Origin of the sequence: Salegentibacter sp. BDJ18 (assembly GCF_017579965.1) — a bacterium.
In the GTDB taxonomy this organism is placed as follows: Bacteria; Bacteroidota; Bacteroidia; order Flavobacteriales; family Flavobacteriaceae; genus Salegentibacter.
This window is the reverse complement of record NZ_JAFLQX010000002.1, coordinates 273,733-298,103: the sequence shown is the minus strand read 5'-3', so window position 1 is coordinate 298,103 and position 24,371 is coordinate 273,733. Positions and strand designations below refer to the sequence as shown.

At 38.1% G+C, this 24,371-nt stretch carries 14 protein-coding genes and 1 pseudogene; 13 read left to right on the top strand and 2 right to left on the bottom strand.

Annotated elements, in window-relative coordinates:
• The first annotated feature begins 54 nt into the window (after positions 1 to 54).
• From J0871_RS02000 to J0871_RS01960, 9 genes are all read left to right on the top strand, one after another.
• The gene (locus J0871_RS02000; protein WP_208223018.1) at positions 55 to 1,572 is read left to right on the top strand and encodes a RagB/SusD family nutrient uptake outer membrane protein; all 1,518 of its coding nucleotides are present in this window, start codon (positions 55 to 57) and stop codon (positions 1,570 to 1,572) included.
• 111 nt (positions 1,573 to 1,683) lie between these two features.
• Positions 1,684 to 4,170: a glycoside hydrolase family 2 TIM barrel-domain containing protein gene (locus J0871_RS01995; RefSeq protein ID WP_208223017.1), complete on the top strand. Its 2,487-nt coding sequence runs from the start codon at positions 1,684 to 1,686 to the stop codon at positions 4,168 to 4,170.
• A gap of 41 nt (positions 4,171 to 4,211) precedes the next feature.
• Positions 4,212 to 5,396: an alginate lyase family protein gene (locus J0871_RS01990; protein WP_208223015.1), complete on the top strand. Its 1,185-nt coding sequence runs from the start codon at positions 4,212 to 4,214 to the stop codon at positions 5,394 to 5,396.
• Between the two features lie 55 nt (positions 5,397 to 5,451).
• Positions 5,452 to 6,636, top strand: a complete 1,185-nt coding sequence (locus J0871_RS01985; protein ID WP_208223013.1) for a glycoside hydrolase family 88 protein — start codon at positions 5,452 to 5,454, stop codon at positions 6,634 to 6,636.
• Positions 6,637 to 6,727: 91 nt separating this feature from the next.
• Complete coding sequence (locus J0871_RS01980) at positions 6,728 to 7,729, top strand: DUF4861 family protein (RefSeq protein ID WP_208223011.1); 1,002 nt, start codon at positions 6,728 to 6,730, stop codon at positions 7,727 to 7,729.
• A gap of 36 nt (positions 7,730 to 7,765) precedes the next feature.
• Positions 7,766 to 8,614 (top strand): SDR family oxidoreductase, encoded by an 849-nt coding sequence (locus J0871_RS01975; RefSeq protein WP_208223009.1) that lies wholly within the window; start codon positions 7,766 to 7,768, stop codon positions 8,612 to 8,614.
• Between the two features lie 18 nt (positions 8,615 to 8,632).
• Positions 8,633 to 9,814 (top strand): mannonate dehydratase, encoded by a 1,182-nt coding sequence (gene uxuA / locus J0871_RS01970; protein ID WP_208223007.1) that lies wholly within the window; start codon positions 8,633 to 8,635, stop codon positions 9,812 to 9,814.
• Positions 9,815 to 9,824: 10 nt separating this feature from the next.
• On the top strand, positions 9,825 to 10,802 hold the full coding sequence (locus J0871_RS01965; RefSeq protein WP_208223005.1) for a Gfo/Idh/MocA family oxidoreductase: 978 nt from the start codon (positions 9,825 to 9,827) through the stop codon (positions 10,800 to 10,802).
• A 256-nt stretch (positions 10,803 to 11,058) separates the two neighbouring features.
• Positions 11,059 to 13,767, top strand: coding sequence for a glycoside hydrolase family 2 TIM barrel-domain containing protein (locus J0871_RS01960; RefSeq protein WP_208223004.1), 2,709 nt, complete (start codon positions 11,059 to 11,061; stop codon positions 13,765 to 13,767).
• A gap of 543 nt (positions 13,768 to 14,310) precedes the next feature.
• Here the strand turns inward: J0871_RS01960 and J0871_RS01955 are convergent.
• Both J0871_RS01955 and J0871_RS01950 read right to left on the bottom strand, forming a co-directional pair.
• Positions 14,311 to 15,012, bottom strand: a complete 702-nt coding sequence (locus J0871_RS01955; RefSeq protein WP_208223002.1) for a response regulator transcription factor — start codon at positions 15,010 to 15,012, stop codon at positions 14,311 to 14,313.
• The gene (locus J0871_RS01950; protein WP_208223000.1) at positions 14,993 to 16,270 is read right to left on the bottom strand and encodes a HAMP domain-containing sensor histidine kinase; all 1,278 of its coding nucleotides are present in this window, start codon (positions 16,268 to 16,270) and stop codon (positions 14,993 to 14,995) included. Before J0871_RS01950 ends, J0871_RS01955 begins: the two co-directional genes overlap by 20 nt.
• Positions 16,271 to 16,425: 155 nt before the next feature.
• On the opposite strand from J0871_RS01950, the gene J0871_RS01945 reads away from it, so the two are divergent.
• The 4 genes and pseudogenes from J0871_RS01945 to J0871_RS01930 all read left to right on the top strand — a co-directional run bounded on the left by J0871_RS01945 (position 16,426) and on the right by J0871_RS01930 (position 24,370).
• The gene (locus J0871_RS01945; RefSeq protein ID WP_208222998.1) at positions 16,426 to 17,568 is read left to right on the top strand and encodes a hypothetical protein; all 1,143 of its coding nucleotides are present in this window, start codon (positions 16,426 to 16,428) and stop codon (positions 17,566 to 17,568) included.
• Between the two features lie 215 nt (positions 17,569 to 17,783).
• Entirely contained in the window at positions 17,784 to 19,421 is a 1,638-nt protein-coding gene (locus J0871_RS01940) for a DUF5597 domain-containing protein (protein WP_208222996.1), read from the top strand.
• Positions 19,422 to 19,754: 333 nt separating this feature from the next.
• A pseudogene (locus J0871_RS01935) lies at positions 19,755 to 21,959 on the top strand (GH92 family glycosyl hydrolase); the annotation flags it as partial.
• Between the two features lie 41 nt (positions 21,960 to 22,000).
• Complete coding sequence (locus J0871_RS01930) at positions 22,001 to 24,370, top strand: GH92 family glycosyl hydrolase (protein WP_262897376.1); 2,370 nt, start codon at positions 22,001 to 22,003, stop codon at positions 24,368 to 24,370.
• The last annotated feature ends 1 nt before the right edge of the window (position 24,371 follow it).

Here is a 24,371-nt window from a genome sequence, read left to right as displayed (position 1 = left end):
TTAGAAGTGAAAAAGAAATAATTATATTTTAATTTTTACTAAAAATTATATAAAATGACAACAAAAATAAATAAAATAGTAATTTTTTTCTTCATGGTATGCTTTTTTCAATCGTGTACTAATCTTGAAGAAGAACCCGTAGGTCTTTTGGCACCAGAGTCCTTTTTTAACACTTCCTCAGATGCAGAAGCTGCTGTAATGGGCGGCTATAGTATGCTCGCTCGAAATCTCTTTTACGGTAGAAGGCTTACTATGACTTTACAATTATTGGGTGATCAAGTAGATATAGGGGATATTGGCACTCGATCTACACGAGTACAAACGAACGATTTTCAAATGGATCCATTTAATGATGATTATTCCTCTATATGGAATTCGGCTTATCTTGCTATCGGATCCGCTAATTCGGCAATAGATGGTATACCAGGGATTGAAATGGAAGAAGATCGTAAGAATAGCTTAATTGGAGAAGCTTCTATGATTAGAGCCTTGTCCTATTATCATTTAGTTCAGTTGTTCGGGGCAGTACCGTATGTTGATGAATTTGTCACAGACCCGAATTCACTTGAAGACGTAACGCGGACTCCTGTTAATGAGGTGTATAACAATATTATTGAAGATTTGAAATTTGCTGTTACAGTATTACCGGAAGTTCAGCCTAACAATGCTCGGTCCCGAGTTACAAAAGGAACAGCCCATACAATGTTATCTAAAGTATATCTTATTCTCGGAGAATGGGATTTAGCAGCTGAACAAGCAGAATTAGTTATTAATAATGCTGGAAATTACGGATATGATTTGGTGTCTGATTATAAACAGTTATGGGATGCTGACTTAGGTGATCAAGAGGAACATATATGGACTGTCGATTTTCTTGGTGGAGTTTCGGATTATTCCAATGGGAATAGTACTAATGTGGATTATATTGGACCAATGACAGGGGTTCGAGGTGCTGATATGCAAGGATGGAGTGTAATGGTAGCTTCTCCTGGAATGTATCCTTATTTTCCTGACACTGATTATCGAAAAGAGGTTAGTTTTTTAACAGAAGCGCTAGTAGGAGGTGAATTAACTTCGTTTAATGAATGGCTTTGGCCTCGAATTCATATTGGAAAATGGAATATTAATGCTGGGCAGAATGCAGATTCAAATGCTGCAAACTCTGATCATAATCTTGTGATTTTTCGTTACGCGGAAGTATTATTAATTGCCGCAGAGGCCCTTAATGAAGCCAACGGTGGGCCTACTGCTAAAGCATATGAATATATCAATAAAGTAAGGGAAAGAGCCCGAAATCAGGGTGGAGAAGTAAGTGAGTTTCCTGAGGATGTACAAGAGGGCTTATCCCAGGAAGAGTTTCGTGAAGCTGTACGTAAAGAACGAACTTTAGAACTTGCGTTTGAATGGAAACGTTGGTATGATTTGAAACGTTGGGGTATTGTTGAGGAAGCATTCACAGAACCGGATTCATTTGAGCCTCATCCTGATATTCAACCCTACCATACCTTACTGCCGATTCCTCAAGAGGAAATTAGTAGAAGCCCTAATCTTACACAAAATGATGGATATTGATTAGCTGTTTAATATGGTGATAGTTAGCACCATTAAGTTGATCCAGCAAAGTGTTTTAACCTTTGCTGGATTTAATTTAATCAAGAAAATCGTAAAATTAAATTTTAAAGAATGCGACATAATTTTTATCTAATTATTTTTTATTTCTTAGTTCTTAATTTACCAAATAGTTATTCTCAAGAAAATTCTACTAGGCTCAATGAGAATTGGGAATTTCTTAAAAGTGACCTTGGTGGAATTTGGGAAGCTTTACGTCCTACTGAATTAGGGCGTCCTGAAAGTGTTCCTCTTTGGGAGGAAGTGACCTTACCTCATACCTATAACCGTTATGACGCTGTGGATCCTGCCAAAAATTATTATCAAGGCCCTGCATGGTACCGTAGAGCAATTGAAATAGAAAATCCATTTGATGGAGGTAGAACTTTACTTCATTTTGAAGGATCAGCACAGAAAACACAGGTTTATATAGACACCACTCTTGTCGGAAGTCACGTTGGTGGTTATGACGAATGGACTGTGGATATTACCGAAGCAGTAAGGGAATTTAAAAAGAAGGAAGAATTAGTTAAGAGATTTAATGGTGAGGTGCCGCTTTCGATTCGGACTGATAATTCCAGGGATCTTGAGATGATTCCTTCAGATATGGCTGATCATAATATTTACGGGGGAATTCATCGTTATCTTAACCTAGTTTATGTACCAGAACTTTCTGTGGATAAGGTCTTTGTGACTCCTGAAGTTGACCAGACCGGACGTAAAGGAAACCTTTCTGTAGACCTGAGATGGTATAACCCTGGTGAAGTAGAAAAGTCTGAGGTAGAAATGACCTTAATCGATCCCGAGGGTGAAGTTGTAAAAAATCATAAAAAGGAAGTTGAAGTTCTAACAGAGGATCAGAATATGTGGAATATGGATATCAGACAGCCAAGCTTATGGTCTCCGGATGATCCTGCTTTATATACTTTAAAGGTTAAAATTACCTCCGCTGCAGGTACTCATCAAATTGATCAGAAGATAGGTTTCAGGCATTTTGAATTTGTGAAAAAAGGCCCCTTTCATTTGAACGGGGAGCGCCTAATGTTAAGAGGAACACACCGACATGAGGATCATGCCGGGGTAGGTAGTGCTATGACCGAGGAGCAGATCATCACTGAAATTAAAATGATGAAGGAGATCGGTGTCAATTTCATAAGACTGGGACATTACCAGCAGTCGAGAATAGTGCTGGATCTCTGTGATAAACTGGGTATATTGGTTTGGGAAGAAATTCCATGGAATCGGGGAGGTCTTGGAGGAGATGTTTATAAGGACCAGGCGCGACGTATGCTTACCAATATGATTGAACAGCATTATAATCATCCCTCTATTATTATATGGGGAATGGGAAACGAAAATGACTGGCCTGGAGATTTTGCGGAATTTGATCGGGAAAAGATCCGGACATTCATGTCCGAACTTAATGATCTTTCCCATGAATTGGATCCCAACCGTAAGACTGCTATTCGTCGCTGTGATTTTTGTAAAGATATTATAGATGTTTATTCTCCCTCGATATGGGCAGGCTGGTATCGAGGAAATTACAAGGAATATAAACAGGTTTCAAAAGCTGAATTTGAAGATGTAGATCATTTTCTTCATGTGGAATGGGGAGGAGATAGTCATGCGAGACGGCATTCAGAAAATCCTGATAAAATTCTGGCCCAGGTGGAAACCGGAGAAGGTGCGGATGAAAGAACAGGAGATGCTTCTCTCTACGGAGGCTCTACCAGAGTGTCTAAAGATGGAGATTGGAGTGAGAGTTATATAGTGAATTTAATAGACTGGCATTTAAAAGAACAGGAAACCATGGACTGGCTTACCGGAACGGCTTATTGGCCGTTTAAAGATTTTTCTACTCCATTGAGACCTGAGAATCCAGTGCCATATGTTAACCAAAAAGGAATTGTGGAAAGAGATTTTACTCGTAAAGAATCCTTTTATGTGTTCAAATCTTATTGGACAGAAGATCTTATGGCTCATATTTATGGTCGCTCCTGGCCTGTAAGATGGGGTGATAAGGGAGAGCAAAAAATGATTAAGGTCTATTCAAATGCAGACCGAGCGGAATTGTTTTTCAACGGAAAAAGTTTGGGCGTGAAAAAAAGAGATAGCCAGAATTTCCCAGCGGCAGGACTCAGATGGATGGTTACGCCTAACGCCGGAAACAATACCGTTGAGGTAGTAGCCTACAAAGACGGAAAGCAAGTGCGGGATAACATTAACTTTAAATACCAGACTGAAAAATGGGGTGAACCAGCCAAAATGGAGCTGGAAAAAATTAAAGAAGAAAATGGCATTGCAACCGTGGAAGTTAAAATGTATGATAAAAATGAGGTGCAGGTTTTGGATGCTGTAAATTATGTAAGGTTTTCTCATGTAGGAGACGGAAAACTTCTTGAAAACCTGGGCACCTCGACCGGTTCGAGCTTGGTGCAGCTCTATAATGGTAGGGCCATCATCCGTCTAGAAACAAAAAATGGAAAAAACATTGTGGGAGTGAGTTCTGATGGTATACCTAGCGTCTTCCTGAATATTAAAACCGGTGCAAACATAGATTAATGTGATTAGTATTAAAGTTGATAAAATATACAATTCCTGAAATGAAATTAATAACAGTAAATATTCTACTTTTTCTTGCTTTATCATTTGGAAATACTTTTTCCTGGGCTCAGGTGAATCAATCAGAAACTTATAAGCAGGAAGTAATAGAGGTGCTCCGGGATAAAGTTTTATCCAAGGCAGCTTGGGCACTAGAGCAAGAGCCGATTACGATTACTACAAGTAAGGCTGAGAGAAGCGCAGGAGGTATTCATGATTTTTATTCTGAAGGAGATTATTGGTGGCCTGATCCGAAAGATCCTGATGGACCTTATATTCAAAGAGACGGAGAAACAAATCCTGAAAATTTTACTGCGCATAGGAAGGCGATGATTAGGTTTAGTCAGATTATAGGTGCACTTGCTTCAGCTTATGAAGTCACGGGAGAAGCGAAGTATGTTGAACACGCTTTTAAACATCTACAGGCCTGGTTTATGAACAATGAAACTAAGATGAATCCTTCCCTGAACTATGCTCAAGCCATAAAAGGCAGAGTCACAGGAAGGGGGATAGGAATAATTGATACCATTCACCTCATGGAGGTGGCTCAGGGGCTTCTTGTTATGCGAAATTTTTCTGAAGCAGATCCTTTAATTGTTTCCGGTGTTAAAAAGTGGTTTAGAGATTATTTGGAATGGTTGACAACTCATCCTTATGGAATAGAAGAAATGAATTGGAAAAATAATCATAGCACTTCTTGGGTTATGCAGGTGGCCAGTTTTTCCCGACTCACAGAGAATGAAGACTTGTTAGAATTTTGTCGAGACAGGTATAGGGATGTTCTACTTCCTAAACAAATGGCGATGGATGGAAGTTTCCCTCTGGAACTGGAAAGAACTAAACCGTATGGATATTCGTTATTCAACCTTGATGCTATGACTGCTGTAGTTCATATTCTATCAGACGATGATCATAATTTATGGGAATATGAGACCGAATCTGGAAAATCCATCAGAAAAGGTATTAAGTTTCTTTATCCATACGTGGCTGACAAAGGAAAGTGGCCATATCGGCAAGATGTAATGTATTGGAACAATTGGCCTGTCGCTCAACCTTTTCTCTTATTTGGAGCTGAAAAGTATGAAAATTTTCAATGGTTCAATACTTGGAAAGAGCTTGAACATTATCCTTCAACAAGAGAAGTCATACGAAACTTACCCATACGAAATCCAATAATTTGGTTATAGTCTGGTGAATCAAAATATCTGGAAGCAACTCTTTATTAACTTAAACAAATTAAATATGAAAAAAGCATCTTTCTTGTTATTAACAATAGCCTGGTCGATATTTTCCTGTGGCACTGCTGCTCAGAATGTTGATAAACCGATGGCGTTTCAACATGCTGAAGAACAAACGCGTATAATGTTGAAGGAAATTGGAAAGGCAAAAAAAACCGCTCCTGAAGAAGCTGTTGTTCCTCGAACACTTACCGAATCGGGAGATCTCCATCTGGTAAAATCAAAAGATTGGACCAGTGGATTTTTTCCCGGCACCCTATGGTATATATATGAAAATACCGGAGATCAGTATTGGCTAGAACAAGCTCAGAAATATACCGCTAAAATTGAGCAGGAAAAATTTGATGTGGGCACCCATGATACAGGATTCAAGATCTACTGTAGCTTCGGGAATGGTTATAGGATCACCAATAAAGAAGAATATAAGAAGGTTATTGTTCAAACAGCAAAGACTCTTAGCAAACGATATAATCCGGAAGTGGGCGCAATTCGTTCTTGGGATCATAATACAGACAAATGGGATTATCCGGTAATTATAGATAACATGATGAACCTGGAGTTGCTTTTCGCTGCAACTAGATTTAGCGGAGATTCTACGTATTATGATATCGCAGTTGATCATGCTAATACAACACTTAAAAATCATTTCAGGAAGGATTATAGTTCATTTCATGTAATAGACTACAACCCCGAAACAGGGGAGGTAGAAAATAGAAATACTCACCAGGGATACAGTGATGAATCGGCATGGGCCAGAGGTCAGGCCTGGGGATTGTATGGTTACGTCTTTAGCTACCGGGAAACTCATAATAAAAGGTATCTGGCACAGGCAGAGAATATTGCAGATTTTATTCTTAATCATCCAAAATTGCCAAAAGATATGGTGCCGTACTGGGATTTTGATGCTCCTGATCTTGAGAACGAGCCACGTGATGTTTCGGCCGCTGCAATTATTGCTTCAGCTTTATATGAATTAAGCACTTTTAGCAGTGGCAAGAAAAAATACAGACAAGCTGCAGACCGTATTCTTTCTAGTCTTTCCACAAAATATACTTCGCCAAAAGGTGATAACAAAGGTTTTATTCTACAAAATAGTACAGGACATAAGCCTCATAATAGCGAGGTGGATGTACCACTAAATTATGCTGATTATTATTACCTAGAAGCTTTACACAGAAGAGATATTTAAGAAAATACAGTTCACTTTGATTATAAATCAATATTATCTTCTATGGAAATAGTGATTTGGTTATTTTACTGTTATCGATAAAAAATATAAAATGAATTTATACCGTTATATTATTTTAGGAACGTTCGCAACTATTTCTCTGATTTCTTGCGGAGAAAGTAAGAAAGATCAGCAAGAGGGATTACAATATGAGAAAGAAGTTCCGAAACCTCAGACTTATGCAGAAATTTCTGTTAAAGAAGGAGGGCAGTGGGTGGAGAACACTTATAAAGATGGAAGTTTTATAAACGTACCTAAGCTTGAAGTCCCAGAAAATCATACTGATCATTCAGGTTACATAAGATATGAGGGACCTGGATGGGAGAATTCCCAAGTTGGTTATAGGCTTTATCTTGATTGGAGAAATGCTATAGATGTTTTCGGGAAAAAAGTAGACACATTGGTTTTAGCAAATGTTGGTCAACCTTATTCAGGATCTTATCATGACGAAGCAGGTTGGGGTTTAGATATCCTCAAGGCTGGAAAATCTCTTGGATTGGGAGGTTTTGGAAGATATATTAATGATTCCGTTGTTCATTTTCGTGAAGTCGATAATACTTTAGTAAAAATTAATAATTCAAACTCATCCTCAGCCGTTAAAATTGAATACACTGGATGGACCACTAGAGATGAAACTATTGATCTTTCTGCCATCTTGAGTATTTATCCTGAAGATAGATTTACCAAAGTCGAATTATCGCCATCTGTTAAAATCTCGGGATTAAGTACTGGGATTGTAAAGTTTGAAGATATTCCTTTAATTCAGAAAGAAACCCAGGATGGATCTTGGGGTTATATCGCTACCTACGGAAACCAAACTCTAGTTAAGGATGATGATAAACTGGGTATGGCAATCTTTTATAAGATATCAGAAGTAGAAAAAACTTTTAAGGGCCCTCACGACCACTTGGTCATTTTTAATCCTATTGAGAGTATAACCTATTATTTTTTGGCGGCCTGGGAGCAGGAGATAAACGGAATAACTTCAAAAGAAGAGTTTGTAAAAGATTTAAATACCAAACTTCAAAAACTCGATAAGGAAGGAGAATTATAATTTTAATTTCAAAAAGACATATATAAACGTGAAATTATGGAACCTAAATTTACAGAATTAAAAGATAAGGTTATCGTTGTGACTGGCGGCGGCGGTGTACTATGCAGTGCACTTGCTGAATCCCTTGCAAGACAAGGGGCAAAACTAGCCATAATGGACCTTAATTTAGATGCTGCAAAAGCTGTAGCGACTAAAATTATTGAAAATGGTGGAAACGCAATAGGTGTAAAAGCCAATGTTCTAAAAAAAGAAAGTTTGCAGGAAGCACACCGAGAGATTTTTGAAAAACTTGGCTCTTGCGATATATTGATTAACGGTGCTGGTGGGAATCATCCTAAAGGTACAACATCTAAGACCCATCTATTTGAAGAAGATTTAAAAGCAGGAGAGGACCTAAAAACTTTTTTTGATTTGGATTACGACAGTATTCAATTCGTATTTAACCTTAACTTTCTTGGTACATTGCTACCTACACAGATTTTCGCGAAAGATATGATAGGAAAAAAAGGCTGTTCTATAATTAATATTTCATCTATGAATGCCTTTACACCTTTAACTAAAATTCCAGCTTACAGTGGAGCAAAAGCTGCAGTAAGCAATTTTACCCAATGGTTAGCCGTTCATTTTTCCAAGGTAGATATTAGAGTGAACGCCCTGGCACCTGGATTTTTTCTCACAGAACAAAACAGAAGTTTATTAACCAACGAAAATGGCGAATTAACCGCTAGAGGCAATGTGATTATTGACCATACTCCTATGGGAAGATTTGGAGAGCCCGAAGACTTAGAAGGTACTTTACTATGGCTTTGCAGCAACGGTTCCAAATTTGTTACTGGAGTTGTAGTACCTATAGATGGTGGCTTTAGTAGTTTTAGCGGTGTATAATTTAAAAAAATAAAATCAATGGCATTAGAGCAAACATGGAGATGGTACGGGCCTAAAGACCCAGTCAGTCTTCAAGATATAAAACAAGCAGGTGCTACAGGAGTAGTTTCAGCATTACATCATATTCCAAATGGGGACGTATGGAGTGTAGAAGAAATACAAAAACGAAAACAAGACGTAGAATCTTTAGGTTTAACGTGGTCTGTGGTAGAAAGTATTCCTGTTCATGAGGATATCAAGAAACACACAGGAAATTATAAAGAATATATAAACAATTACAAAAAAAGTATTGCTAATTTAGGTAGTTGCGGTATAGATACAATCTGTTATAATTTTATGCCTGTGCTAGATTGGACACGTACAGATCTTGCTTTTGAAATGCCCGATGGTTCGAAAGCCTTGCGATTTGATGCAGATCAATTTGCTGCTTTTGAATTGTATCTCTTGAAAAGACCTGGAGCAGAAAATGCTTATTCTAGAGAACAAAAACAGGCAGCGAAAGCGGCTTTGGAAAACCTATCAGATGAAGGAAAAGAGTTGCTTGTCAATAACATCATTGCTGGTTTACCTGGGGCAGAAGAAGGTTATACGGTAGATCAATTTCAGACAGTTTTGGATGAGTACAAAAACATTGGAGAGCACGAGCTTAGAAATAATCTCTATTCATTTTTAAAAGAAATAATTCCAGCTGCAGAACAGGCAGAAGTTCTAATGGCCATTCACCCAGATGATCCTCCGTATCCAATTTTGGGTTTGCCAAGGGTTGTAAGTACAGAAGAAGATGCAAAGCAACTATTAGACGCTGTAGATAGTCCTTATAATGGGTTGTGTTTTTGTACAGGTTCCTATGGGGTTTTAGAAAAAAATGACTTGCCTGGCATGGTGGAAAGGTTAGGAGATCGTATTAATTTTATTCACCTTCGGAGTACAAAACGCGATGAAAAAGGTAATTTTCATGAAGCTGATCATTTAGATGGAGATGTTGATATGTATTCTGTCATGAAAGCTTTGGTTCTTGAACAAAGAAAACGAATTTCAAAAGGGGTCAAGCATCATAGATTGCCAATGCGACCAGATCATGGGCATCAAATGTTGGATGATCTCAAAAAAAAAACAAATCCAGGCTATTCTGCAATTGGCAGATTGAGGGGGCTTGCAGAATTAAGGGGCTTAGAAGTTGGGATAATTCGGACTATGTAATATGGGTCAGATGTCAAAAGTTATCTGGGGGATATTAGGCTGTGGAAATGTTGCGGAAATAAAAAGTGGACCTGCTTTTCAAACAACTACATGTTCGGAATTAAGAGCGGTAATGCGAAGGAATTCGAAAAAAGCAAAAGATTTTGCTAAAAGACATCACGTTCCATTTTGGTATGATAAAGCTGAGGATCTTTTAAAGGATCCAAAGATCAATGCGGTTTACATAGCCAGTCCTCCAGCTTCTCATCTTGAACTTACTCTTAAGGCAATAAAAGCAGGTAAGAATATTTATTTAGAAAAGCCTATGGCTCTTAATCAGGATGAAGCCAAAATTATTTTAGAAGCCCTTAAAAATAGTTCAGTTAAACTGACACTTGCCCATTATAGAAGAAGATTACCAGCTTTTATAAAAGTAAAGAAGCTGTTAGAGGAAGAAGTAATCGGATCTATACGATTTGTAGATATTCAGATCCTGCAACCGTCAAGATCAGAAATAGTAGCCAAAACAGAAAAGGACTGGAGATTGAATCCTTCTATTTCAGGAGGTGGTTATTTTCACGACTTGGCTCCCCATCAAATCGACCTGATGTATTTTTTCTTCGGAAATTTTAATAGTGCTGAGGGAATTTCACTTAACCAGGGGAGACAGTACGGGGCTGACGATATTGTAAATGGTATCGCCTCATTTGAAAATGGCATCCAACTAAGGGCAGTGTGGTGCTTCAATGTTGCAGCAGATAATCAAAAGGACCAGTGTATTATCTATGGAAGCAAAGGTTATATTAAATTTTCCTTTTTTGGAGAAGTTGTAACTTTAAATTTGGGGAATAAAAGCGAGAATTTTTTATTTGATTCATTATCACACATTCAACAACCGATGATAAAAGCCACAGTTGATTATTTTACTGGAAAAAGTGCTAATCCCTGTACGGGGGAGGAAGGATTGGTGACAATGGAAATTCTGGATAAATTTGCAGGAATAATTTGATTGTCAAGAAAATATTTGTTCAAAATTCAAAACTTCTCCTTAAACAATTTACTTTTTAAGCAAAATTTTATTGGTTGCATTTATAAGTTAGATAGAAAATAATTCCCTTTTTTTATGAAATCTTTTAATGGTTTTAGTAAACAGCTAACAAAAGCCCCTTATCCTGGTATAGGTATTTGGTCTCCGAAGCTAATATATAGGTAGCAAAATATGGTATTTTTTATAGCTCATTTTTATAAGTTTCACACACAATTTTATGAATTACAAGAAGAATAAACTGTTTATACTGCTTGGGATCTTGATCTTTTCTGATTTTTGTTTGACAGCGCAGAACAGCTCAAGGATCGCCTATACCATTAACAGTGACTGGAATTTCCATAAAGGGGACCTGAAAGGACCTGAAAATGTTCAGGAGATCGATTGGGAAGAAGTGACTATTCCACACACCTGGAATACCCGAGATGTGATGGATGATGAGATGGGTTATTATCGGGGGATCTCGTGGTATAAAAGAAAGCTGGTAGTGCCAGCGTCTTATAAGGAAAAGCAGGTATTCCTTCACTTTGAAGGTGCCAATCAGGAAGTTGAAGTCTTCGTGAATGGGAACCGTGTGGGAGAGCACCTTGGAGGTTATACCGCCTTTACCTTCCCCATTACGGAACATCTTAATTTTTCTGAAGATACAGAGGTTAATGAGATCCTGATAAAAGTAGATAACAGCTATAATGAAGATATTCCCACCCTGACCGCCGATTTTACCTTCTTTGGCGGGATCTACAGGGATGTATACCTAATCGCGACTTCACAGGTTCATTTTGATCTTCTGGATCACGGTTCCAAAGGCGTCTTCATCAGCACTCCGAATGTTTCTGAAAAGCTTGCGGAAGTAGAAGTGAAGAGCCAGGTGGTGAATGATGGCGAAGACCGCAGGACCCTGAGACTGGTCAATACCATCAGAGATGCAGACTTCAATTTAATCAGCCAGGAACAGAAAAAGATTAAGTTAAAGGCTGGAGAAAAACAAAATCTGGTCCAGTCGCTAAAAGTTCCTACCCCGTATCTCTGGTCGCCTGAAGATCCCTATCTGTACCGGGTCACCACTTCGATCTATGAGAAAGAAGAGCTTCTGGATGAGGTCAGCACTCCGTTGGGCCTGCGATGGTTCGAATTTGATGCTGAAAAGGGTTTTTTCCTCAATGGAAAATTCATGAAGCTGATCGGCACGAACCGCCATCAGGATTTTGAAGGTCTGGGTAACGCTGTGCCCGACGAGCTGGCGAAACGGGACGTGCAGTTATTGAAAGAAATGGGTGGGAATTTCCTCCGGGTAGCACATTATCCACACGACCCTACGGTTCTGGAGACCTGCGACCGACTGGGTATCCTCGCTGCCGTAGAAATTCCTATTGTTAACCGTATTACCGAGTCTGAAGCTTTTGCAGAGAATTCCAAAAACATGCAGGTGGAAATGATCCGCCAGGGATATAATCACCCCAGTGTGATCATCTGGGCCTATATGAATGAGGTTCTACTGCGCCCGAGGTTCGCCGATGATAAGGAACGGCAGGATGTATACTACCGAAAGATCGCCGAACTTGCACAGGAGCTCGAAGATATTACCCGCTCCGAAGACCCTTACCGCTACACCATGATCCCAAACCACGGGCATATGGATCGTTATGAGAGAGTAGGGCTGACGGAGATCCCGATGATCGTGGGCTGGAACCTTTACCAGGGCTGGTACAGTTCCGGAATTGAGAAATTTGCAAGTAACCTGGATCGCCACAAGAAAAAATTTCCCAATAAACCCATGATCGTCACCGAATATGGTGCGGATGCAGACCCAAGGCTGCGTTCTTTTGCTCCGGTGCGTTTCGATATGACAGTGGAATATGCCAATCATTATCACCAGGTATACCTGGAGGAGATCATGAAACGCAATTTTGTGGTGGGTGCCACTGTTTGGAACTTGGCTGATTTCAGTTCAGAAACACGACATGACGTGGTGCCTCATGTAAACAACAAGGGAATCATGGAACTCGACAGAAAACCCAAAGACACCTATTTCTATTATCAGTCGCAATTACTGGCGGAGCCATTTATTAGAATTGCTTCCCGTAACTGGACCAAAAGGAGCGGCATTTCAGAAAAGAATGCTTCGGAAGCTATACAGCCGCTGGAGGTGTTCACCAATCTTGAAGAGGCCTACCTCCTGGTCAATGGAGAAAAACTGGAGACCCAAAAAGCAGAGAACAATGTGATCATCTGGCAGGTGCCTTTCCGGGATGGAATCAACTCCATGGAAGTTGTTTCTGAAGTGAATGGTAAGAAATATAAGGATCATATAGAGGTGGATTTCTACCTGCTGCCCTACGACCTTTCAGAAAAGAATAGCTTCAAGGATCTCTCTATCAATCTGGGAACCCGGCAGCGCATCTTTGTGGATGAGCTCACCCAGCAAGTATGGATGTATGATCAACCGTACAGAGAAGGCAGCTGGGGTCATCTGGGCGGAGAAACTTATGAGATGGAAAACAACTCCCGTACCTCCTATGGGACCGACCAAAATATTCTGGGTACTGATCTCGATCCAGTATATCAGACCCAGCTGGTGGGGATCAAGCAGTATAAAATAGATGTTCCAAACGGGCTTTATGATGTGATTCTGCATTTTGCTGAATTTGAAACCACAGAGAAGTCGGAAGTCGTGGCTTATAATCTGGCAACAGAGCAGGAACTAAAAAAAGACGGCATCAAGGAACCGCATCAGCGGATCTTCTCTGTAACAGTGAATTCAGAACCCATTTTTTTAGATCTGAACTTAGCGTCGGATTTTGAACCGCTACGCGCCATAAACAGAAAGATCCGAATAGATGTCCGTGACGGGCAAGGAATCCTCATCAATTTTGAATCTACAGAAGGACGAGCGGTGTTGAATGGGCTGGAGGTAAAAAAAATATATTGACAATTTAAAAAGTAACCTTTGCCAATGTAAATTATTTTTTAAAGTAATTTTCTGATATGTTATAAATTTATAAAAAACCTTGTATTTTGTAGAATTGAAGTCAAAATATCATAAAAAAGTTCAAAATTAAGGATACCTAAAAGGTTATCTTGAAGATATGATTCAAACCTTTTTAGTTCTAAGATGCGCAAGTTAGGTTTGAATCCTCCCAGATTATTAATAGAGAATTCAATTACGAAAATGTATATTGGGTTATATTAATTCTAAAACCATTTTCCAAACGTTAAACTTTGTTAAAGGTGCCGAATTCGGTGAGTCCTAAAATAGGCGCTTTCGAAAGCCTTGTAAAATAAGGGTTTTAGGAAATAGTTCGAGTCTCGTCCAGACCGCATTCCGAAGCATCGGAAACAAAAGCCTTTCAGAAATGAGAGGCTTTTTTTGTGGGGTAAATTCAGTGGATTGCTATAGTTCACTATAGTGACTAATAATTATATCTGAAATCTTTTTATTTTAACCGGTCTCGTACGTTGGAAAAGGATTATCTCAATTTATTTTTAAAACAAATCCTTTTTTATGCAGGTTTTCAATTTTAATATTTGGATCCCGACTTAAATACTTTCGAAGATGAGAAATAAAAACGTTTAAACTTTTTCGGTTAAAATAATCGTTTTTACCCCATAAAAGTACTAAAATGTCTTTATGGCTGCAGAGTTCATTTTTATTTTGCACCAGGTAACCTAATAATTCATTTTCTCTTCCTGTTAAATGAATCACTTCATCTTCAAAAATTAATTGCTGACTTTTAAAATTAAAAGTATATTTTCCAATAGCATGTAAATCTCCCTGGGTTTCAGGTTTTGTTTGAGTTGGTTGAAGTCGTGATAAAAGCACCTGGATTCTGGCTACCAGTTCTTCTTCATCTATTGGTTTTTTTAAATAATCTACGGCACCAATAGAAAAACCCTTTAAAACATCTATTTTTAATGATCTGGCGGTAAGAAAAATAAAAGGCAGGTTTGGATAATTTGTCGTTATTTTTTGAGCAAGTGTAAATCCATCAATGTCAGGGAGCATAACATCCAGAATAACCAATTCGTAAGAGTGAGCTTCAACAAGATCTAAAGCTTTCTTTCCTGTTGGCGCCCAACGAACATCAAATTCCTTAATTTTTAAATATTCAGAAAGTAGATATCCTAAAGACTCATCGTCCTCTACCAGTAATATTTTATTCTTTTTCTTCAGCATTAATTAAGGGTATGATTACTGTGATTTGTGTTCCAACTTGTAGTTTGCTTTCTAATTTAATTTGCCCTTTATGTCTTTTTATAACTTCCTGAACATAATTTAATCCCAGGCCGTAGCCTTTTACGCTATGTAAATCACCTTCGGGAACCCGGTAGAATTTTTTAAAAATACGGCGTTTTTCTTTATCTGAAATACCGCTCCCATTATCACTTATCACTATATATAAATCATTTTTCTTTGAAAAAGCTTTTAAACTAATAACAGGATCTTCAGCGTACTTTTTAGCATTATCCAGCAAATTATTTATGGCATTTTCAAAATGGGACAGAGCAACTTTCATATTGTATGGTCCTGGTTCCAAATGGAAGTTGAATTTAAAATTTTCCAGTTGCGAAAGCAATTTAAAATCTTCACACCACTGCAGAAGTTCCGGTCGCAAGTCTTTTTCTTCGATTTGAATATACTTTTTCCTGTTCTCTAGGCTGGCTAGGTCCAATACCTGTTCAATATGTTTATTTAAGCGAGCTACCTGTTTTCTAATTTGTAAAACTATGGGCTTTTTACTTTCTTCAATATCCTCTTCCAGGATTTTTGTGGCGACCCCAATTGAAAAGACCGGGGTTTTAAGTTCGTGAGTGAGGTTGTTAATAAAATCGTTGGTAATGGTAATGAGGTTTCTTTGCCAATAAAACAATCGCAACATCCAAATCACCACAAAAATAATAATAGCAAGGAAAAGTAAGCCAGGGATTAGCAAGCCTTGTAATTGCGATAAAAAATAGGAGTTGAGGTTTTTAAACTGAAGTTCAAGGGTAACTTCCTTTTCCAGCATTAGAGGAAGATAACCTTCTAATTTAATCGGGTATTTTATAATAGAATCTTTGCTGCTGAAAGTTGTTGGCGATATTAGCGTTATACTATCATCTTCAGTGTAAAGATGGTAAGAGAAATCGGTGTCAATTTTATTAGCGGCTAACCTATCTTTTACAAAATCATTTAAAAAATGGCGGGAAGCATCCTGTAAACTGTCGCGACTTAGACTAAAGTAGTTTTGACCGGTAAGCGACTGTGCAATTAAGAAGCTAAGCTGATTTTCCGCTGCAAGATCCTTTTTTAGATTGTTTCCGGCGTGTTCAATTTTCTGCTCAAATTGAACTTCAGCGAGGTTGAGTCCAATTCTTAAGTATTGATATTGTACCACGAATAATCCTACCACCGAAATGATAAATACTGCGATATAAATTTTTCTCCGTTTCAAATCGAGAACTATATTACTAAAATTTAGCTTTCAAGTTCGCAATTAGTCTTTTATTAATTCAATTAACCTTTCATTAATCTATTTGATTTTTCATTATCCAAAACCTGTACTAATTAAATCTACTTTGGTTCTTATCAATAATATAAACTATCTGTATGAAGTTAAATTGTAGCCTTTTTAGTGCATTATTATTCGGTTTATTTTTCCAACAAACAATAAACGCACAAGGCTGTGTTGCTATTAGACACTTTTCCTGTAGTATGGGGAATGAACTGGAAAGTAACTTGCTGGGGAAAGGGGATTTTCAGGTGGGGATGAATTACCGGTACTTTAAATCTTTTAGACATTTTAAGGGTACAGAAGAGGAACCGGATCGAGTTTCAAATAACACCGAAGTAATAAACTATTCTCATTCCTGGGATTTTAGTCTTAATTATGGTTTAACAGATAGATTATATGCCGGAATTACTATTCCCACTGTGCTTAACGAACGTTCTTCTTTGTATGAGCACGGGCGTGAAGAAAGACATAAAACATTTTCGCGGGGACTTGCCGATATTAGATTAGGTGTTGGATATTGGCTTTTTGACCCCGTGGACCATGTAAATGGAAATTTAGCCCTAGGTCTAGGCTTAAAATTGCCTACCGGAAATTATAATGCGACTGATGTTTTTTATAACGTGGGTCCTGAAGGTTCGCCGCAAGTGAGACCTGTAGATCAATCCATTCAGCCGGGAGATGGCGGTTTTGGATTTACCGCTGATTTTCAATTTTACCAGGCAATAAACACAAATTTGTTTGTTTATGGAGGCGGGTTTTATCTCTTTAATCCCAAAGAAACTAATGGAATTAGAACTTTTAGGGAAACCTTAAGTCCTATTTTGGAAAATGAATCCATAATGTCGGTGCCAGATCAGTTTGCGTTGCGAACAGGTTTAGGTTATAGCTTATCACAAAATTTTTCTGCATCTCTTGGTGCCCGATTAGAAGGTGTTCCTGTAGAAGATGTGCTTGGCGGAAACGGCGGGTTTAGAAGGCCAGGAAACGTGCTTTCTATAGATCCCGGAATTTCTTATATGAAAAATAACTTTTCAATAAACTTAAATGTGCCTGTGGCAATACGTAGAAACCGCCCACAAAGTGTTACCGATCTTGAAACTCAAATCGCAACCGGTGAGCCCAGGAATGGCGATGCCGCATTTGCCGATTATCTTATAAATCTCGGGATCTCCTATCGAATAGGAGGAGGGAAGTCGATTTCAGAAATTGAGCCCGAGTCAAATTTACAGTTTGATTGATTAAGTCCTTATCGTGAATAATTAAACCATGTTGAAAATAAGGCAAAAGCAAAAGCTCTGGGATTCCGGGGCTTTTTCTTTGTGCAATAACACCGAGGTCTCTTACATTAATTTTTAAAGATACTGAAGGTCACAATTCGGGAATGTAAAATAAATCTTAGTTTAGTACAATTGACTATAAAAGGTTTTCACAAAACTATTCAATTACCTATCCTATGAAAAGAATTTTATGCCTTACCCTGTTTTCTTTATTTTTTCTTTCTTCAGATTTGTTTGCTCAGGAAGAAATTCCTCATTTACAACAAGTAGGAAATAAATATCAGTTGGTGGTTGATGGTAAGCCTTATCTTATGCTTGCAGGTGAGCTTGGAAATTCTACAGCGAGTACTATGGAATCCATGAAACCAGTTTGGCCCCGGCTTAAAAAATTAAACCTTAACACGGTGCTACTTCCTATTTACTGGGAACTATTTGAACCAGAAGAAGGAAAATTTGATTATAAACTTATAGAAGATTTAATTCTGGAAGCTCGTAAATATGACCTTAAACTTGTTGTACTCTGGTTTGGTTCCTGGAAGAATAGTATGTCCAGTCACGTACCTTCCTGGGTGAAGTTAAATCAAAAGCGATTCCCCAGGGCAGTGAGTAAAGAAGGGAAAAGCCAGGAGATTCTCACAGCTTTTTCAGAAAACAATATAAAAGCAGATTTGAATGCATACCAGCATCTTCTTAAGTATATTAAAAAAATAGACGGCTCGCATCATACAGTTATACTTATGCAGCCTGAAAATGAAATTGGAATGTTGCCCTCTGCCAGAGACTATAATCCCCTGGCAAATCAAAAATTTAAAGAAGAAGTTCCCAGGGAGCTATTGGATTATATAATCAATAATGAAGATATTTTAAAACCTGAATTTTCTGAAATTTGGAAGAATAATGGAGCCAGGGAACAAGGTAGCTGGGAAGAAGTTTTTGGAAAAGGCCTTCATACAGATGAAATTTTTATGGCTTATTATTTTTCGCATTATGCCAATGAGGTTACAAAAGCAGGAAAAGAGGAATACCCGTTACCCGCATATGTTAATGCAGCACTAAACCGGCCAAATGTAAAACCGGGAGATTATCCCAGTGGAGGGCCGCTTCCCCATCTACTTGATATCTGGAAAGCAGGCTCTCCTAATATCGATTTTTACGCTCCCGATTTTTATAACCCGAGGTTTAAACATTGGAACGATTTGTATATAAGACAGGGGAATCCGTTATTCATACCCGAACATACTTTTGATAACACCGTAGCGGCAAAAGCTTTGTTCGCCATTGGGCACTACGAGGCCCTGGGATTTGCTCCATTTTCCGTAGAGCAAATACCCAGCGAACCCTTCACGCCAAAAGAGCAGAAATTAGCGCAGGTGTATGAAATAATTCACCAAATAAAACCGATTTTAGAAGCCAATAGAGGACAAAATCGAATAGAAGGAGTTTTGCTGAATAAGGATGTAAATGAAATGATATTTACCCTGGGAGACTATGAATTCACTGCAGAACATACCTTTAACCTTGGTTGGGAGCCCAACTCTAATGAGGATGTTTGGGAACCAGCTGGGGCGATTATTGTTCAAACAGCCGATAATGAATTTTTCTATGCAGGATATGGGGTTTCTTTAAAAATGAAAAACCTGAAAAAGCCAAATTCCAGGGTAGGAATTTTAAAAACAGATCGCGGCTATTTTGAAGAAGAAAAATGGAAAGTTTTTCAGCATTTGAATGGCGATCAAACTCATCAGGGAAGGCATATTCGTTCTTTTATTGATGATGTTTCTATACAAAGATTTACTTTATATGAGTATGATTAAATAAAAGTTTAGGCGATTTAATATGAAATGGAAAGGTGATATTAAACCTATTGGAATTAAAAATAGAAATTATTTCTGCCGATTAAAGAAGGGGGAAAACACCCTTTTTTAGTTTTAACGATCATATTATTATTGTGCCATCAAATGTGAGAATCACAAAAAGATAATTACTATTATCATAAACCTGGAGGTTTAAATTCTAATTTAAATATGCTCTCTATAGTTGTTTCTTTATTTTTAAAAATTCTAGCTTTATTGTTGGTATTTTTTTAAAATAATAATTTCAAAACTTTTCTTATTGCTTCCTTTGAAATTAATTGTTGGGCAGCTACAGTAGATTGGGTAAAACCGTTAATGGGAACAGATTCTAAGCCAAGCATGTCAAATGGTAATGTGTACCCCGCCATTGCGCGTCCCTGGGGAATGAATTTTTGGACTCCACAAACCGGTAAAATGGGTCATGGTTGGGCCTACCAGTATACTGCCGATAAAATGCGTGGATTTAAACAAACGCATCAACCCTCACCATGGATGAATGATTATGGGCAGTTTGCAATTATGCCCATAACCGGAAAAATTCGTTTTAATGAAGATGCCCGGGCCAGTTGGTTTTCACATAAATCTGAAAAAGTAAATCCGCACTATTATAGCGTATATCTTGCCGATCATGATGTAACTACCGAAATCACCCCAACATCAAGAGCTGCCCGTTTCCGCTTCACTTTTCCGGAATCTGATAGTTCGCATGTAGTTATAGATGCATTGGATATGGGTTCTTATGTAAAGGTTATTCCTGAAGAAAATAAAATAATTGGGTATACTACTAAAAATAGCGGTGGAGTACCAGATAATTTCAGGAACTATTTCATTATAGAATTCGATAAAGAATTTACCGCTTCGCATACTTTTAGTGGTGAAGAAATTTCAGAAGATCTGGAAGTTGAGGCTGAACACGTTGGAAGTGTAATCAGTTTTAAAACTGAAAAAGGGGAAGTTATTAATGCAAAGGTAGCTTCATCGTTTATAAGTTATGATCAGGCTGAATTAAACCTGAAGGAAATAGGAAATGACGATTTTGAAACCGTAAAAGAAAAAGGTCGCAAAGAATGGAATAAGGAACTTTCCAGAATTAAAGTGGAAGGTGGAACTCCAGATGAAGTAGCAACATTCTATTCTGCTTTGTACCGTTCCTTGCTTTTTCCACGAAAATTTTATGAATATAATGCTGAAGGCGAAGTAGTGCATTATAGCCCGTATAACGGGGAAGTTTTACCCGGTTATATGTTTACCGATACCGGTTTTTGGGATACCTTTCGCTCCTTATTTCCATTCTTAAACTTAATGTACCCTGAACTAAATGCTAATATCCAAAAAGGTCTTGCTAATGCTTACAAAGAAAGCGGTTGGTTGCCAGAATGGGCGAGCCCTGGTCTTAGGAATATTATGGTAGGAAATAACTCGGCCTCAGTGGTTGCAGATGCTTATTTAAAAACCGATGGGAAGTTTGATTATGATATTGATTTGTTATATGAAGCACTTCTAAACGGAGCCAATAATGAAGGGCCAATGACTGCCGTAGGCCGTGCCGGCGCTGAATATTATAAAGATCTGGGTTATGTTCCTTATGATGTTGGTATTAATGAAAATGCCGCCAGAACTTTAGAATATGCGTATGACGATTTTGCTATATATCAACTGGCAAAAAAACTGAATCGCCCTAAAGAAGAAATTGAGCTTTATAAAGAACGAAGTCTTAATTACAAAAAACTGTATGATCCGGAAACCAAGCTAATGCGTGGTAAGAAAGAGAACGGTGAGTTTGTAGAAGATTTTAATCCTTTTAAATGGGGAGATGCATTTACCGAAGGAAACAGCTGGCATTACTCCTGGTCGGTATTTCACGATCCGCAGGGATTGATTGATTTAATGGGAGGTAAAAAAGAATTTGTAGATCAATTAGATAAAGTATTTGAAATGCCACCGGTTTTTGATGAAAGTTATTACGGTGGGGTTATCCACGAGATCCGGGAAATGCAAGTTGCCGATATGGGGCAATATGCACACGGTAATCAGCCAATTCAGCATATGATTTACTTGTATAATTACGCAGGGGAACCGTGGAAAGCTCAATATTGGGTAAGAGAAACAATGGATAGAATGTACCAACCTACACCAGATGGTTATTGTGGCGATGAAGATAATGGACAAACTTCTGCCTGGTATGTTTTTTCTGCAATGGGCTTCTATCCTGTCGCCCCGGCTACAGATGAATACGTGATGGGTGCTCCGCTTTTCAAAAAAGTAACTGTAGAACTTGAAAATGGAAAAGAGCTTATTATTAATGCTCCTCAAAATAGTGATTCCAACAAGTATATTCAGAAAATGGAATTAAACGGCAAAAATTACACAAAGAATTATTTAAGTCATAAGGAACTTATGAAAGGCGCGGTAATCGATATAGAAATGGGTGATTCCCCTAATAAGAATCGAGGGACTAAAAAATCAGATTTCCCGTATTCTTTGACTAATGAACTATAATATGTGAGGGGAGGCTTTCAATCTACATAAATTAAAAAAGAATGAAATTCAACAATAATTTTATTACTTCAACAGGAGCATTTTTAATGTTCCTGTTGTTTTTTTCCTGCGGGAAAGAAGAGAAAACCACTAAAGCGAATAATTCATCTTCTAAAGAAGATCTAAAAGATCTCGCTCAATTTGTAGATCCAATGATTGGTACCGCCAAAATGGGGCATACTTATCCCGGCGCTACGGTACCTTTTGGAAGCGTGCAATTAAGTCCAGATACCGATACCATTCCTTACGCGGTAGATGGTAAATACAACCCCGATGTTTATAAATATTGCGCGGGTTACCAGTATGACGATTCTACGATTGTTGGTTTCAGTCATACCCATTTTAGCGGTACCGGCCATTCCGATTTGGGTGATTTCTTAATAATGCCCACCACGGGAGAATTAAAATTGAATCCTGGAACAGAAACCAATCCCGATAGCGGTTATCGTTCTCGTTTTTCCCACGAAAAAGAAACAGCCGAAGCTGGATATTATAAAGTTTTATTAGAAGATTATAATATTGAAGCTGAAATGACTGCTTCAACTCGTGTAGGAATGCACCGGTATACTTTTGCAGATAAAGAAGAAGCCCACGTTATCCTGGATTTAATGTCTGGTATTTATAATTACGACGATAAAAATGTATGGACCTTTGTAAGGGTAGAAAACGATACTTTAATAACAGGATTTAGACAAACCAATGGCTGGGCTAGAACACGTAAAGTGTTCTTTGCAATGAGCTTTGATAAGCCAATAAAAAATTACGGGCGGGCACGCTACGATAAACAACCTTACAATGGTTTCTGGAGGAAGTTTGACCAGGATGAGAATTTCCCGGAAATAGCAGGAGAAAAAATCAGAATGTATTTTGATTTTGATATGGAAGCCGAAGAAAAACTTCAAATTAAACTGGCAATTTCCCCGGTAAGTTCAGAAGGAGCGCTTAATAATATGAAAGCCGAAATTCCACATTGGGATTTTGATAAAGTTAAAAATGATGCTCGCGAGCAGTGGAATAAAGAATTAAATAAAGTAGTGGTAGATGCTGAAAATGATGCTGAAATGACCAACTTTTACACCGCTATGTACCACTCATTTTTAGGCCCAACCGAATATATGGATGTGGATGGAAAATACCGAGGGATAGATATGAATATTCACCAGGCAGAAGATTTTGTCAATTATACCAGTTTTTCACTTTGGGATACGTATCGGGCTTTACATCCGTTGTTTAATATTTTACAACCCGAGCGTAATAGCGATATGGTAGAAGCAATGCTGGCACATTATGACCAAAGTGTTCATAAAATGCTGCCGGTTTGGTCACACTATGCCAATGAGAACTGGTGTATGATTGGTTATCACAGCGCTTCGGTAATCTCTGATGCGATAGTTAAAGGCAATACTGGTTTTGATGAAGAACGCGCTTTAGAGGCAATGGTACAAACTGCAAAAACTGGGTATTACGATGGCCTGGAGTACTATATGGAAAAAGGATATGTTCCTGAAGATAAAAATGGTGCTTCAGTATCTAAAACCCTGGAATATGCTTATGATGATTGGGCCATTGCTCAAGCCGCTAAAAAATTAGGCAACCAGGAAGTTTTTGAAGAATTCAGCAAAAGATCTGAAAATTATAAAAATGTTTATGATTCAGCATCTGGCTTTATGCGTCCAAAATTGGATAATGGTGAATTTAAAAAGGAATTTGATGCTTTAGATACTCACGGGCAGGGATTTATTGAAGGAAATGCATGGAATTATAGTCTCTATGTGCCACATCAGCCCGCCGAAATGATTGAGATGATGGGCGGAAAGCAGCAATTCTCCCAACATTTAGATTCTTTGTTTTCAATGGAATTACCCGATAAATATTTTGAAAACACAGAAGATATTTCGCGTGAAGGAATTATAGGAAATTATGTACATGGAAACGAGCCATCGCACCATGTTGCTTATTTATACAATTGGACCGATACTCCCTGGAAATCTCAGGATAAAATAAGAATGGTTCTCAAAGACCAATACCAAACCGGTGCAGATGGTTTAGGTGGAAATGATGATTTTGGCCAAATGAGCGCCTGGTATATTTTCAGTAGTTTTGGTTTTTATCCAGTGGCGCCCGGTTCTACAGAATATGCGTTAGGGAGTCCGGCTATTAATAAAGCAACAATAAATCTGGATAATGGGAATACTTTTACCGTTATTGCCAATAACCAGTCTGCAGAAAATGTATTTGTTTCAAAGGTAGAACTTAATGGAGAAGTCCTAAAAGAGCCTTTTATAGACCATACAGATATTATGGACGGAGGCGAATTAAAATTTTATATGAGTAGCGAGCCAAATAAAGAAATTTACAGAGAAAATAAGTAGA

What these genes read in the sequence shown, in the direction of transcription:
- uxuA (WP_208223007.1), top strand. Translation starts at nt 8,633, where the DNA reads ATGGCATTAGAGCAAACATGGAGATGGTACGGGCCTAAAGACCCAGTC.
- J0871_RS01930 (WP_262897376.1), top strand. Translation starts at nt 22,001, where the DNA reads ATGAAATTCAACAATAATTTTATTACTTCAACAGGAGCATTTTTAATG.
- J0871_RS01940 (WP_208222996.1), top strand. Translation starts at nt 17,784, where the DNA reads ATGAAAAGAATTTTATGCCTTACCCTGTTTTCTTTATTTTTTCTTTCT.
- J0871_RS01975 (WP_208223009.1), top strand. Translation starts at nt 7,766, where the DNA reads ATGGAACCTAAATTTACAGAATTAAAAGATAAGGTTATCGTTGTGACT.
- J0871_RS01985 (WP_208223013.1), top strand. Translation starts at nt 5,452, where the DNA reads ATGAAAAAAGCATCTTTCTTGTTATTAACAATAGCCTGGTCGATATTT.
- J0871_RS01960 (WP_208223004.1), top strand. Translation starts at nt 11,059, where the DNA reads ATGAATTACAAGAAGAATAAACTGTTTATACTGCTTGGGATCTTGATC.
- J0871_RS01945 (WP_208222998.1), top strand. Translation starts at nt 16,426, where the DNA reads ATGAAGTTAAATTGTAGCCTTTTTAGTGCATTATTATTCGGTTTATTT.
- J0871_RS01980 (WP_208223011.1), top strand. Translation starts at nt 6,728, where the DNA reads ATGAATTTATACCGTTATATTATTTTAGGAACGTTCGCAACTATTTCT.
- J0871_RS01965 (WP_208223005.1), top strand. Translation starts at nt 9,825, where the DNA reads ATGTCAAAAGTTATCTGGGGGATATTAGGCTGTGGAAATGTTGCGGAA.
- J0871_RS02000 (WP_208223018.1), top strand. Translation starts at nt 55, where the DNA reads ATGACAACAAAAATAAATAAAATAGTAATTTTTTTCTTCATGGTATGC.
- J0871_RS01990 (WP_208223015.1), top strand. Translation starts at nt 4,212, where the DNA reads ATGAAATTAATAACAGTAAATATTCTACTTTTTCTTGCTTTATCATTT.
- J0871_RS01995 (WP_208223017.1), top strand. Translation starts at nt 1,684, where the DNA reads ATGCGACATAATTTTTATCTAATTATTTTTTATTTCTTAGTTCTTAAT.
- J0871_RS01955 (WP_208223002.1), bottom strand. Translation starts at nt 15,012, where the DNA reads ATGCTGAAGAAAAAGAATAAAATATTACTGGTAGAGGACGATGAGTCT.